This is a genomic window from Tabrizicola sp. (assembly GCF_016792905.1).
In the GTDB taxonomy this organism is placed as follows: Bacteria; Pseudomonadota; Alphaproteobacteria; order Rhodobacterales; family Rhodobacteraceae; genus Tabrizicola.
In genome coordinates, this window is the sequence record NZ_JAEULP010000049.1 from 15,827 (window position 1) to 28,492 (window position 12,666).

Here is a 12,666-nt window from a genome sequence, read left to right on the forward strand (position 1 = left end):
TTGTTAAGGCGAACCGATGAAATCTGGCGACACGGCAGAACGCCGGTGCCGGAGAATCGTCTTGCAAAACATGATCGCCGTCTGGACCTCGCTTGACCTTCGGCGCCGCATCATCATCGTCGGCGCCACGCTGGCGATGTTCGCCGCCATCCTCGGCCTCAGCCGCATGGCCGGTCAGGCGGAGATGGGACTTCTCTACGCCGGGCTGGAACCGGCGGCTGCCGGTGAGGTGATTGCGGCGCTCGACCAGCGTGGCGTGACTTACGAGATCAGCGGCGATTCGATTCTTGTCGATGTGACGCAGCGCGACGCCTTGCGCATGGCGCTGGCTTCCGAGGGACTGCCTGCGGCGGGCGGCGGCGGCTATGAACTCCTCGATTCGCTCTCGGGCTTCGGCACGACCTCGCAGATGTTCGATGCAGCCTACTGGCGCGCGAAGGAAGGCGAGATCGCCCGCACGCTTCTGGCGATGCCCGAGGTGAAGGCTGCCCGCGTTCACATTGCAAGTGCGCCGACCCGGGCTTTCCAGCCGGAAGCCAAGCCCACCGCGTCGGTCACGCTGACCACGGTTTCGGGTTCGCTTAGCGAGGCGCAGGCCCGGGCGATCCGGCATCTGGTGGCGAGCGCGGTTGCCGGAATGACGCCGGATGGGGTGCAGATCATCGACACGGTCGCCGGTCTGATCGGCGGTGAGGACGGGCAGGCCTTCGATACAGGCGATGCCGAGGACCGGGCAGCCGCAATCAAGGGCAGCGTGGAGCGCCTTCTGGCCGCGCGTGTGGGTGCCGGGAAAGCGGTGGTTGAGGTTTCCATCGACCTCGTTTCGGAACGCGAGGCGATCACCGAGCGCAAGTTCGACCCGCAGGGCCGGGTGGCGATTTCGTCCGAAACCGAGGAGCGCAGCGGGTCCAGCACCGAACCCGGCGGCGAGGTGACAGTGGCCTCCAACCTGCCCGAGGGCGATGCCGCGGCAGGCGGGCAGGGCAAGAGCCAGACTGCCGAGACAAAGGAGCGGGTGAACTACGAGGTGTCGGAAACCCAGCGCGAGATCCTGCGCAATCCGGGGTCTGTACGGCGGATGACCGTGGCGGTGATGGTCGACGGTGTGGTGACGACCGCCGCCGACGGCACCCGGACTTGGGCCGCGCGCCCCGAGGAAGAGCTTGCCACCCTGCGCGAACTGGTTGCCTCGGCTGTCGGGCTGGACGAAGATCGCGGCGATGTGCTGACGCTGAAGTCGCTGGAATTCCAGGAGCTTTCGGCCCCGCTAGGCACCGAGGCGACCGCAGGCCTCCTGCCGCAGATCGGACGGATCGACCTGATGACGATGATCCAGACCGCTGTGCTCGCGCTTGTCGCGCTGGTGCTTGGCCTGTTCGTGATCCGCCCCGTGCTGACCTCGGCGAACCGTGCGGCGCTCGCCGCCCCGGACGTGCCGTTGGCCCTGCCGCCCGCGACGCTCTCCAGAACCGTGGCGCTGAACGGCGAACTGGAGGACGGCTTCGACTACGGCGCCTTCGCCAGCACGCGCGGCGAGCAGGTCGAGGGCGAGGCGACCGAGGAAGACCCGGCTGCCCGGCTGCGCCGCCTGATCGAGCAGCGCCAGACCGAGTCCATCGAGATTCTGCGCGGCTGGATGGAAGAGGAGGAGCACGCCTGATGCCTGCCCTGCGTCTTGAAGTGTTCGATACCGCCTATGCCGCCGACGGCTTGATGCAACCGCTGGTCGAGGCGACGGCCGTCGAGGAGGCCAAGGTTGCCTCTTTCGAGCAGGGCTATTCCGCCGGTTGGGACGATGCCGTGGCAGCCCAGCAGGGCGACCAGACCCGCATCCGGGCCGATCTGGCGCGAAACCTGCAAAGCCTGTCCTTCACCTTCCAGGACGCGCGCAGCCATGTGCTGCAAGCCATCCGTCCGCTGATCCTGCAGATCGTCAACCGTCTCCTCCCCGAAGTCGCGCGCGAGGCCCTGGCGCCGACCGTGCTGGAGGCGGTGATGCCTCTTGCCGAAGGGTTGGCCGACGCCCCGCTGACGCTGGTCCTGAACCCCGCCGTCCGTTCGCAAGTCGAGGATCTGCTGGCCCAGGCGACCGGCCTGCCGATGGTGATCGACGAAGAACCGTCAATGCCCGAGGGTCAGGTCTACATCCGCTTCGGAGCCGCCGAGAGCAAGGTCGACCTCGCCCAGGTGACGACCGACATAGCCATCGCCGTCCGGGCCTTCTTCAACCTCAACAGCTGAGACAGTTCCATGGAAGACATTACCGACACCAACCCCTTCAGCCAGGTTCCGATCGAGGTCACGATCTCGGTCGGTCGTGCGCGGCCCCTGGTGCGTGACCTTCTGCGGCTGTCGAAGGACGCCGTGTTGCAGCTCGACCGTCGGGTGGACGATCCGGTCGAGCTGTATGTCGGCGACCGGCTGATCGCGCGGGGGGAGTTGACCGAGCTGGAGGGCGACAATGCTGGGCAATTGGCCGTGCGGCTGACCGAGGTCGCCAATCTGCGGGGCGGGTTGTGAGGCTTGGCCTTGCCCTTGCGATCGCGCTGACGCTGCTGGCCGGACCGGCGCTGGCGCAGCAGATGTCGATCGACTTCGGCGGCGGGGCGGGGGAGTCGCTGTCGCTGCGGTCGGTGCAACTCTTGCTGCTGGTCACGGTCCTCTCCATCGTGCCGGGGCTGGCGGTGATGGTCACCTGCTTTCCCTTCATCGTCACGGTGCTGTCTATCCTGCGGCAGGCCATCGGGTTGCAGCAGGCGCCGCCCAACATGCTGATCATCTCGCTGTCGCTGTTCCTGACCTGGTTCGTGATGGATCCGGTGTTTACCGAAGCCTGGGTCAAGGGCATCGAGCCGATGACGAACGGGACGCTGGAGGTCGGTCCGGGATTGCAGGCGGCGATCGCGCCCTTCCGGGTGTTCATGGCCGGGCGGGTCGATCCGGAGACGCTGCAGACCTTGCAGGACCTCCGTTCCACCGCCGCCGTCACCCCCGCCGATGCCCCGCTTTCGCTGCTTGTCCCGTCCTTCCTTCTGTCGGAGATCCAGCGGGCCTTCGAGATCGGGTTCATGATCTACCTGCCCTTCCTGATCATCGACCTGGTGGTCGCGGCGATCCTGATGTCGATGGGGATGATGATGGTGCCGCCCGCGGTCGTCTCGCTGCCGTTCAAGCTGATCTTCTTCGTGGTGGCCGACGGCTGGGCGCTGGTTTCGGGGGCACTGGTGAGGAGCTACTTCTGACCCGATGCGCGAGAGTGTCCACGGTGGACAAGAATTTCAGGTCAATAATTTCAATGGGTTGTTCGCGGATATTCAGGATTGGTTTACCAGGGTGCGACGGTCGGCGCGGTGGGTTTTCCCCACCCATGCCTAGGGGATTTTTCCCGAGGTGATCCACCAACCGGGATGCGCAGCGGCGAGGGACCGGGCGGCGGCCTCGGCGGCAGCGGCACTGGCAAAGAGGCCGAAATGGGTGCCGCCCGAGCCGGACATGCGGGCGAGCAGACAGGCGGGCGTTGCGGCGAGGGCGGACTGCACTTCCACCAGGACCGGGGCCACTGTGCTGGCCGGGGGGATGAGGTCATTGCGGGTGTGGTTCGCCAGCCAGGCGGCGAAGCTTTCGGCGGAGGCAAGCGCGGCGGGCGGCAGGTCGGGCAAGGGCGGGTTGTCGTGCCGGGCAAGGGCGGCGAAGACCTGGGGCGTCGGGACGGGCAGGCGCGGGTTGACCAAGACGCACCAGAGGGGCGGCAGGGGCGGAAGCGAAGCCAGCACCTCGCCGATACCGGACATCCGGGCCGGGCGCCCGGCGAGACAGACGGGCACATCAGCCCCGAGGCGCAGCACGTCCTCGCTTCCGGGCAGGGGCCGCCCGGTCAGCCGTGCAAGCGCCCGCAGCGTGGCCGCCGCATCCGCCGAGCCGCCGCCGATGCCCGAAGCGACCGGCAGCAGCTTTTCCAGGATCAGCGCCGCATCCGTCACTCCCATGGTGCGGGCCGCACGCAGGACCAGATTGTCGGGCTCGGCGGCAAGCCCCGCGCCTTCCGGCCCTGTGACAGTCAGCGAAAGCCCCTGTCCCTGGGTCGCGCTGACGCGATCCGCGACATCGGCAAAGACCACCAGACTGTCCAGAAGGTGGTAGCCGTCCGCACGGCGGCCGGTGACGTGGAGGCAGAGGTTCAGCTTGGCCGGTGCGGCTTCGCCGACCGGATCAGTTGCCATTCTCGGCAGCCTTGACCGGAGGCTTGGCGGTGCCCTCGTCGGCCATCACCGCATCAAGCCCGACATCCAGCTTGCGCAGGATACGGGCCTTGTCGGTCTCGGTCGGTTCAAAGGACAAGGCACGGCGCCACTGGAAGCGGGCCTCCAGCTTGCGGTCGTTCATCCAGTAGACGTCGCCCAGATGGTCGGTCACGATGGGATCGACCGGTTCCAGCAGCGAGGCTTTTTCCATCGGCTCCAGCGCTTCGGCATAGTGGCCGAGCTTGAACCGGGCCCAGGCGAGGCTGTCGATGATGTAGCCCTGTTCGGGGTCTGCGGCGACGGCCTTCTCGATCATCCCGAGGGCCTCGTCCAGGTTCTCGCCCCGGTCAACCATGCCGTAGCCGAGATAGTTCAGCACTTGCGGCTGGGTCGGGTTCAGGTCCAGCGCCTTGCGGAAGTCGGCCTCGGCCGGCGCCCAGTCATTCGACTGTTCATGGCAGATGCCGCGATAGAAATAGAGCACCCAGTTCTCGGACTTGGCGGCCTTGGCCAGGTCGATGGCCGCGGAATAGGCGACCTCGGCCTCGTCGAATCGGTCTTCCGATCGCAGGAGATCGGCAAGCGCGAATTGCACGCCCAGGAGATCGCCATGCGACCGGGCGAGGGTCTGCAAGGCCTCGATGGCCGCATCAGACTTGCCTTGCGACCGCAGCGCCCCGGCCCGGCCGACTTCGGCGGTGACGAAGGACGGGTCTTCCGGCGGGAAGGCGGCAAAGGTTTCTGCCGCCAGGTCGTGCTGGCCAAGTTGTTCCAGCACATCGGCGGTCATCAGGAGGGCGTCGGAATGGTCGGGCCGCAGGTAGCCCGCGACGCGCAGGTGGAGGAGCGTGTAGACCGGATCGGCCTCGCCGTTCAAAGCGGTCGAAATGGTGAAGAAGACCTCGGCGATCCCGTCGCGGGCCGAGGTCACGGTGTCGAAGGGGATCGGCTCTCCGGCTTGCAAGCGGCGACGCACGGGATCGACGACGGGGTCGGGCGCGGTGCCGAACGTCTTGTCGAGCAGTGCCACGGCATCGGCGTTGCGCTCCAGCTGGCTGAGGATCTGCGCATGGGCGAAGACCCCGCGCCGCATCACGGTGATCGTGCCTGCGGCCTTGCCGGACAGGATTTCATCAGCCCCCTCGAAATCGCCGACCGAGGCCAGCGCCAGCGCCTTGTGATAGTATCCGAAGGCCTCGTAGCCCTTCTTCTTCGTCACGGCGTCGAAGTCTTCCAGCGCTTCGGACATCTTGCCCTCGCCGACCTTTGCCCAGGCGACGACCAGCGAATTGGCAAGATCGCCCATGTCGCGGCCGTCTCCGGCGGCGGCGATGATCGCGGCGTAATCCTCGCGCTTCGCCTCGTCGGCGATCAGGGCCACTTCGGCCAGTTGGCTGGGGTCCCCGCCGAGCGACTTGCGCAGCTTGGCAGCGTCGATGGCAAGGCCAAAGTCACCGACGCCGATTTCCGCCAGGATCGCGCCGTCCAGAAGCTGGGGATTGCCGCTGTCGGCGATGATCGCCTTGCCGTACCAGGCCGACGCGGCGCGGAAGTCATTCTCGGATTCGGCGATCCGGGCCGCGAGGTAAGCCCCGCTGTCGGCCTTGTCCTCGGCGCGCAGGGGCGGTGCGAGCACGGCCGCCAGCAGCAGCGCAGTCAGGGTGCGGGACATGGCGGAACGCATCGGCCTCTCCTTCAGGGTCGGGCGACGGTAGCCCGGCGCAGGCGCGCGTGCAATGCAGCGGGGCCCGACCTTGCGGCAGGGCCCCCGAGTTTCGGACAAGCTTTCGTGAGTCGCGCGGGTTCCGGCGTCACATGTTGGGGTAGTTGGGTCCGCCGCCGCCCATGGGGGTGGTCCAGGTGATGTTCTGGCTCGGGTCCTTGATGTCGCAGGTCTTGCAGTGGACGCAGTTCTGGAAGTTGATCCGGAACGTGGCGTCCTGGCCTTCGCCCAGCACTTCGTAGACGCCCGCCGGGCAATAGCGCTGTGCCGGTTCGGCATATTTCGGCAGGTTGACTGCGATCGGAATCGCCGGGTCCTTCAGCACCAGGTGGGCGGGCTGGTTCTCGTCATGGTTGGTGAAGGAGAAGGCGACGTTCGTCAGCCGGTCGAAGGACAGCTTGCCGTCGGGCCTGGGGTAGTCGATCGGCTTGAAATCCTTGGCAAGGCCGGTGGCGGCGGCGTCGGACTTCTTGTGCTTCAGCGTGCCGAAGGCGGTCAGGCCCACGGTGTTCAGCCACATGTCGAGCCCGCCGCCCATCAGGCTGGCGACCAGGCCGTAGCGCGACCACAGGGGTTTGACGTTGCGGACCTTCTTGAGGTCCTTGCCGATGGGTCCGCTGCGGACTTCGGTCTCGTAGGTGGTCAGTTCATCGCCCTGACGGCCTGCGGCGATGGCCGCATGCGCGGCCTCGGCGGCGGCCTTGCCGGAGAGCATGGCGTTGTGGTTGCCCTTGATGCGGGGCACGTTCACCAGACCGGCGGTGCAGCCCAGAAGGGCGACGCCGGGGGCGACCATCTTCGGGATCGACTGCCAGCCGCCCTCGGAGATCGCCCGGGCACCATAGGCCACGCGCTTGCCACCCTTCAGAAGGTCCGCGACCATCGGGTGATGCTTGAAGCGCTGGAATTCCATGTAGGGGTAGAGATGCGGGTTCGCGTAGTTCAGGTGGACGACGAAGCCGACATAAACCTGATTGTTTTCAAGGTGATAGATGAAAGACCCGCCACCCGCGTTCTTGCCGAGCGGCCAGCCCATCGTGTGGGTGACGGTGCCCTCGCGGTGCTTCGCCGGGTCGATCTCCCAGATTTCCTTCATGCCGAGGCCGAATTTCTGCGGGCAGTGGCCGTTGGACAGCTGGTATTTGGCGATGACTTCCTTGGCGAGGCTGCCGCGCACGCCTTCCGACAGGAAGACATACTTGCCGCGCAGTTCCATGCCGGGCTCGTAGGAGGGGCCAGGTTCGCGCGTCTCGGGGTCGCGGCCGAATTCGCCGGCGACGACGCCGACGACGGTCTCGCCTTCATAGACGAGTTCCGAACAGGCCATGCCGGGGAAGATCTCCACGCCCAGGCCTTCCGCCACGCCCGCCATCCAGCGGCAGACGTTGGCCATCGAGACGATGTAGTTGCCGTGGTTCGACATCAGGGGCGGCATCGGCCAGTTCGGGATGCGGATTTTCCCCGCTTCGCCCAGCATGTAGAAATTGTCCTCGCGGACCGGCACCTTGATCGGCGCATCCATGCTGCGCCAGTCGGGCAGAAGCGCGTCCAGCCCCGACGGGTCCAGCACCGCGCCGGAGAGAATATGCGCGCCGACCTCGGAGCCCTTTTCCAGCACCACGACCGACCGTTCCGGGTCAAGCTGCTTCAGGCGGATCGCCGCCGACAGACCCGCCGGGCCCGCCCCGACGATCACCACGTCATAGTCCATCTTCTCGCGCTGGATCGCAGTCATCGCTTGTCCTTCCCCCGGGCAGCCCCGTCCCGCCCCGAAACACTGGCTTTTCGCGGCTTCCCTGTAGCCTTAGCGGCGACGCAAGGTCAACCGTGACGCAACATCAATCCATGGGCGCAGCGGGCGGTGAAACATTCTGTCTTCCCCGCGACCGGCCATCGCCGATGCGCGCCATGCCCCTTGCAATTCGGGGCACCATCGGGTGAGGTGAGGGCGAACAAGTCCGAAGTCATGGGTCGTGCCCCGATCCGTGACTTCTTCTTTTACTGTGGAATGCCGATGGAAAAGATTCCGATGACGCGGCGCGGTTTCGACGCGCTGGATGCCGAACTCAAGCAGCTGAAGACCGTGGACCGTCCGGCGATCATCCGCGACATTGCCGAGGCGCGCGAACATGGCGACCTGTCAGAAAACGCCGAGTACCACGCCGCACGCGAGAAGCAGGGGTTCATCGAAGGCCGCATCAAGGAGCTTGAATGCACCCTGTCGCTGGCCGAGGTCATCGACCCGTCGCGGCTGTCCGGCGCGATCAAGTTCGGTGCCACGGTGACGCTGGTCGACGAGGACAGCGATGAGGAGAAGACCTACCAGATCGTCGGCGAAGTCGAGGCCGATATCGAGAACGGGCTTCTGAACATGCGCTCGCCGCTCGCCCGTGCCCTGATCGGCAAGGAGGACGGCGACTCGGTCGAGGTGAAGACCCCGGGCGGGACCCGGTCCTATGAAGTGCTGTCGATCCGCTATATCTGACCGGGGGGCGCCGGGGTGAAACCGCCGGTCAAGGATCTGCCGAAGGGAGACGCCGGTCTGGCCGAGGGGCCGCTGGCGCAGCTGAACGATCCCCCGAAACGGGGGATGGAGGTCGCGGGCGTTGCCCTGAGCCTCGTCTGGGTGTTGTTGATTCTGGTCTATGTGCTGGTAACGCCGCCCGGCAGCGAGACGCGGACCCTGGGCCTGGTGATGACCCTTCTGATGGTCTTCCTGCCCATCGCGCTGATCTGGGCGGTGGTGATCACCCTGCGGTCGATCCGTGAGTTGCGGGCCGAGGCCAAGCGGTTGCAGGCCACGGTCGATGCGATGCGGTCCAGTTATGTGCAGGCGCAAGCCCAGGGTAGCGGACTGAAGCCCTCCGTCGAACGCAAGATTGATGAGATTGCCGCCTCGACCAAAGAGGCGCAGACGGTGCTGGCGACCTTTTCGTCGCGCCGCGATGCGACGTTGTCGGTGCCCTCGGCGGACCGCAAGGCCGCGCTGGTGACGCCGCAAGCCGAGCCAACCGCCGAAGAGCCGACGCTGGCGCTTGGCACTCCGCCCGAAGATTTCCGCCCGCCCCTGTCGGTCGCCGACTTCATCCGGGCGCTGCAATTCCCCGAGACGCCCGAGGACAAGGAGGGCTTCCGCGCCCTGCGTCTGGCGCTGGAAGACCGGACCTCATCAAAGCTGATCCGGGCCGCACAGGACGTCCTGACCCTGCTCAGCCAGGACGGAATCTACATGGACGACCTGCAACCCGACCTCTGCCAACCGACGCTGTGGCGGCGGTTCGCGGGCGGCGAGCGGGGCCGGTCGATCGCAGCCCTGGGCGGTATCCGCGACCGGGCATCTCTCGCGCTTACCGCCGCACGGATGAAGTCCGACCCGGTGTTCCGCGACGCCGCGCACCATTTCCTGCGCAGCTTCGACAAGACCGTCGCGGCCTTCGAGCCGAACGCGACCGATGCGGAACTGGCCGACCTGGCCGATACCCGCACGGCGCGGGCCTTCATGCTGTTCGGTCGGGTGACGGGAACATTCGACTGACCTTGCGCGTTCCGCGACAGAACGTTCATGCTGTCGGGGGCGGGTTGTCTGGAACCGCTTTCCTATTTGACCGGTTGCCGATGCGGGGGGATGAAACCTTTTTCCGATAGGCATATGTTCGCCCGCAGACAGGATTCCAACCGAAGAGGTTCCCATGGCCGTCCGCATCAACGACATCGCCCCCGACTTCACCGCCGAAAGCACAGCCGGGACGATCCGGTTCCACGAGTGGCTGGGTGACAGCTACGGCATCATCTTCAGCCACCCGCGCGACTTCACCCCGGTTTGCACCACGGAATTCGCTGCCGTCGCGCAGCTTGCGCCGGAATGGGCCAAGCGCAAGACCAAGGTGATCGGCGTGTCGGTGGACAGCACCTCTGATCATGACAAGTGGAAGCGCGACATCGAGGCCTTTGGTGGCGCCCCGGCCGATTTCCCGATCATCGACGACACTTCGCTGACGGTGGCCAAGGCCTATGACATGCTGCCCGCCGACCACTACCTGCCGACCGAAGGCCGCACGCCCGCCAACTCGGCCACGGTGCGGACGGTCTACATCATCGGGCCGGACAAGAAGATCCGCCTGTCGATGACCTATCCGATGTCGATCGGCCGCAACTTCGCCGAGATCCTGCGGGCGCTGGACGCGGTGCAGAAAACGGATGGCGTGCCGCTGGCGACCCCCGCCAACTGGGTGCCGGGGCAGGACGTGATCGTGGCGCTGGCACTGAACAACGATCAGGCGAAGGAACGGTTCGGCGAGCTGGACATCAAGCTGCCCTACCTGCGGTTCGCCAAGGCGTAAGCCGGAAACGAAAAGGCCCCGGATGATCTCCGGGGCCTTTGTCATTCAGGGGAAGCGGATCAGCCCTCGGCGGGCTCTTCCTTCTTCTCGGTGATCTCTTCGCCGGTCTCCTGGTCGACCATCTTCATGCCAAGGCGGACCTTGCCGCGGTCGTCGAAGCCCAGAAGCTTGACCTTGACCTCCTGGCCTTCCTTCAGCAGCTCGTTCGGGTGGTTCAGGCGCTTGTTGGCGATCTGGGAGACGTGCACCAGACCGTCGCGCTTGCCGAAGAAGTTCACGAAGGCGCCGAAGTCGACCAGTTTCACCACCTTGCCGGTGTAGATCTGGCCCTCTTCCGGTTCCGCCACGATCGACCAGATCATGTCATGCGCCTTCTTGATGGCCTTCTGGTCGTTCGAGGCGATCTTGATCATGCCGTCGTCGTTGATGTCGACCTTGGCGCCCGAGGTTTCCACGATCTCGCGGATGACCTTGCCACCCGAGCCGATCACTTCGCGGATCTTGTCGGTCGGGATCTGCATTGTCTCGATCTTCGGGGCGTATTCGCTGAAGCCCTGCGGGGCCGACAGCGCCTTGGCCATCTCGCCGAGGATATGCAGACGGCCGTCCTTCGCCTGGGCGAGAGCCTGCTTCATGATCTCGGGCGTGATCCCGGCGATCTTGATGTCCATCTGCAGGCTGGTGATGCCCGAAGCGGTGCCCGCGACCTTGAAGTCCATGTCGCCGAGGTGATCCTCGTCGCCGAGGATGTCGGTCAGCACGGCCCATTTGCCGTCATCTTCCAGGATCAGGCCCATGGCGACACCGGCGACCGGAGCCTTCAGCGGCACGCCTGCGTCCATCATCGACAGGGAGCCGCCGCAGACCGAAGCCATCGAGGACGAACCGTTCGATTCGGTGATCTCGGACACGACGCGGATCGTGTAGGGGAAGTCGGTCGGCGCCGGAAGCACCGCCTGCAGCGCGCGCCACGCCAGTTTCCCGTGGCCGATCTCGCGACGGCCGGGCGAACCCACGCGACCCACTTCGCCAACCGAATAGGGCGGGAAGTTGTAGTGCAGCAGGAAGTTCGAACGGTAGTTGCCGTTCAGCGCGTCGATGATCTGCTCATCCTCGCCGGTGCCGAGCGTGGTCACGACCAGGCCTTGCGTTTCACCCCGGGTGAACAGGGCCGAGCCGTGAGCGCGCGGCAGGACGCCGGTTTCCGAGATGATCGGGCGGACAGTCTTGGTGTCGCGGCCGTCGATCCGGGTGCCGTTCTTCACGACATCGCCGCGCAGGATCGAGGATTCCAGCTGCTTGATCGCCGGGCCGAGGTTGGCGTCGGCCTTGTCTTCGTCGGACATCGCGGCCTTGATCGCATCCACGGCGGCGTCGATGGCGTTGGTGCGGTCCTGCTTGTCGCGGATCGCGAAGGCGGCGCGCATCTGCTTTTCACCGGCCTTCTTCACCTTGGCGTACAGCGCCGAATAGTCGGGCGGCGTGAAGTCGAATGGTTCCTTCGCAGACGATTCGGCGAAGTCGATGATCAGGTCGATGACCGGCTGCATCTGTTCGTGGCCGAAGACCACGGCGCCGAGCATTTCCTCTTCCGTCAGCTCGTAAGCCTCGGATTCGACCATCATCACGGCGTCCTTGGTGCCCGCGACGACAAGGTCGAGCCGCTGCTCTGGCTTCAGGCGCAGCTGCGTCATGTCGTCCATCGCCGGGTTCAGCACATACTGGCCGTCGACGAAGCCGACACGCGCCGCGCCGATCGGGCCCATGAACGGCACGCCCGAGACGGTCAGGGCAGCCGAAGCTGCGATCATCGCCACGATGTCGGGGTCGTTGACGAGGTCGCAGCTGAGCACGGTCGCCATGACCAGCACTTCGTTTCGGAAGCCGTCGACGAACAGCGGGCGGATCGGCCGGTCGATCAGGCGGGAAACCAGCGTCTCTTTCTCGGACGGACGCGCCTCGCGCTTGAAGAAGCCGCCGGGGATCTTGCCGGCCGCGTAATATTTTTCCTGATAGTGAACGGTCAGCGGGAAGAAGTCCTGGCCGGGCTTCGCGGCGCGCGCGAAGGTCACGTTGGCCATCACCTGGGTCTCGCCCAGCGTCGCGATCACCGACCCATCGGCCTGACGCGCAACTTTCCCCGTTTCCAGCGTGAGCGTTTCATTGCCCCACTGGATCGATTTCTTGGTCACATTGAACATATGTCGTTTCCTCTGGAGGTCCGGCCCCTGCCGGTGCCCCCGATGTCTGGCGGCCCCATTGCCGCCGATCCCCCAAATCCTTCGCACGGGCCCCGGGGGAGGGCCTCACGTCTCAGATGGCGGGGGCCATACAGGAAAACGGGAGGGTTGGGAAGCGGGAA

11 protein-coding genes are annotated in these 12,666 nt (G+C 65.9%); 7 read left to right on the plus strand and 4 right to left on the minus strand.

Features of this window, described 5'->3' with window-relative positions:
• Positions 1–70: 70 nt before the first annotated feature.
• From fliF to fliP, 4 genes are read left to right on the plus strand one after another with little or no spacing between them, the layout of a single operon-like run.
• Positions 71–1,660 carry a flagellar basal-body MS-ring/collar protein FliF gene (gene fliF, locus JNL31_RS10305; protein ID WP_294972944.1) on the plus strand — a complete coding sequence of 530 codons (1,590 nt, stop codon included), beginning with the start codon at positions 71–73 and terminating at the stop codon, positions 1,658–1,660.
• Entirely contained in the window at positions 1,660–2,241 is a 582-nt protein-coding gene (locus tag JNL31_RS10310) for a flagellar biosynthesis protein (RefSeq protein ID WP_294972946.1), read from the plus strand. Before fliF ends, JNL31_RS10310 begins: the two co-directional genes overlap by 1 nt.
• A gap of 9 nt (positions 2,242–2,250) precedes the next feature.
• The gene (locus JNL31_RS10315; RefSeq protein ID WP_294972948.1) at positions 2,251–2,520 is read left to right on the plus strand and encodes a FliM/FliN family flagellar motor switch protein; all 270 of its coding nucleotides are present in this window, start codon (positions 2,251–2,253) and stop codon (positions 2,518–2,520) included.
• Positions 2,517–3,242 (plus strand): flagellar type III secretion system pore protein FliP, encoded by a 726-nt coding sequence (gene fliP / locus JNL31_RS10320; RefSeq protein WP_294972950.1) that lies wholly within the window; start codon positions 2,517–2,519, stop codon positions 3,240–3,242. Before JNL31_RS10315 ends, fliP begins: the two co-directional genes overlap by 4 nt.
• Positions 3,243–3,371: 129 nt before the next feature.
• Here the strand turns inward: fliP and JNL31_RS10325 are convergent, their stop codons facing one another.
• The 3 genes from JNL31_RS10325 to JNL31_RS10335 form a co-directional block, all read right to left on the minus strand.
• On the minus strand, positions 3,372–4,220 hold the full coding sequence (locus tag JNL31_RS10325) for a 4-(cytidine 5'-diphospho)-2-C-methyl-D-erythritol kinase (protein WP_294972952.1): 849 nt from the start codon (positions 4,218–4,220) through the stop codon (positions 3,372–3,374).
• Entirely contained in the window at positions 4,210–5,925 is a 1,716-nt protein-coding gene (locus JNL31_RS10330; RefSeq protein WP_294972953.1) for a tetratricopeptide repeat protein, read from the minus strand. The genes JNL31_RS10325 and JNL31_RS10330 overlap by 11 nt, the downstream gene beginning before the upstream one ends.
• Before the next feature lie 127 nt (positions 5,926–6,052).
• Positions 6,053–7,699, minus strand: coding sequence for an electron transfer flavoprotein-ubiquinone oxidoreductase (locus JNL31_RS10335; RefSeq protein WP_294972955.1), 1,647 nt, complete (start codon positions 7,697–7,699; stop codon positions 6,053–6,055).
• 279 nt (positions 7,700–7,978) lie between these two features.
• Here JNL31_RS10335 and greA point away from each other — a divergent pair, with 279 nt between their 5' ends.
• The 3 genes from greA (at position 7,979) to JNL31_RS10350 (ending at position 10,304) form a co-directional block, all read left to right on the plus strand.
• Complete coding sequence (gene greA, locus JNL31_RS10340; RefSeq protein WP_294972957.1) at positions 7,979–8,449, plus strand: transcription elongation factor GreA; 471 nt, start codon at positions 7,979–7,981, stop codon at positions 8,447–8,449.
• Positions 8,450–8,464: 15 nt separating this feature from the next.
• The gene (locus JNL31_RS10345) at positions 8,465–9,499 is read left to right on the plus strand and encodes a hypothetical protein (protein ID WP_294972959.1); all 1,035 of its coding nucleotides are present in this window, start codon (positions 8,465–8,467) and stop codon (positions 9,497–9,499) included.
• Positions 9,500–9,653: 154 nt separating this feature from the next.
• Positions 9,654–10,304 (plus strand): peroxiredoxin, encoded by a 651-nt coding sequence (locus JNL31_RS10350; protein ID WP_294972961.1) that lies wholly within the window; start codon positions 9,654–9,656, stop codon positions 10,302–10,304.
• Positions 10,305–10,363: 59 nt separating this feature from the next.
• On the opposite strand, the gene pnp is transcribed toward JNL31_RS10350, so the two are convergent.
• The gene (gene pnp, locus JNL31_RS10355; RefSeq protein WP_294972963.1) at positions 10,364–12,505 is read right to left on the minus strand and encodes a polyribonucleotide nucleotidyltransferase; all 2,142 of its coding nucleotides are present in this window, start codon (positions 12,503–12,505) and stop codon (positions 10,364–10,366) included.
• Between the last annotated feature and the right edge of the window lie 161 nt (positions 12,506–12,666).

What these genes read in the sequence shown, in the direction of transcription:
- fliF (WP_294972944.1), top strand. Translation starts at nt 71, where the DNA reads ATGATCGCCGTCTGGACCTCGCTTGACCTTCGGCGCCGCATCATCATC.
- JNL31_RS10310 (WP_294972946.1), top strand. Translation starts at nt 1,660, where the DNA reads ATGCCTGCCCTGCGTCTTGAAGTGTTCGATACCGCCTATGCCGCCGAC.
- JNL31_RS10315 (WP_294972948.1), top strand. Translation starts at nt 2,251, where the DNA reads ATGGAAGACATTACCGACACCAACCCCTTCAGCCAGGTTCCGATCGAG.
- JNL31_RS10325 (WP_294972952.1), bottom strand. Translation starts at nt 4,220, where the DNA reads ATGGCAACTGATCCGGTCGGCGAAGCCGCACCGGCCAAGCTGAACCTC.
- JNL31_RS10330 (WP_294972953.1), bottom strand. Translation starts at nt 5,925, where the DNA reads ATGCGTTCCGCCATGTCCCGCACCCTGACTGCGCTGCTGCTGGCGGCC.
- JNL31_RS10335 (WP_294972955.1), bottom strand. Translation starts at nt 7,699, where the DNA reads ATGACTGCGATCCAGCGCGAGAAGATGGACTATGACGTGGTGATCGTC.
- greA (WP_294972957.1), top strand. Translation starts at nt 7,979, where the DNA reads ATGGAAAAGATTCCGATGACGCGGCGCGGTTTCGACGCGCTGGATGCC.
- JNL31_RS10350 (WP_294972961.1), top strand. Translation starts at nt 9,654, where the DNA reads ATGGCCGTCCGCATCAACGACATCGCCCCCGACTTCACCGCCGAAAGC.
- pnp (WP_294972963.1), bottom strand. Translation starts at nt 12,505, where the DNA reads ATGTTCAATGTGACCAAGAAATCGATCCAGTGGGGCAATGAAACGCTC.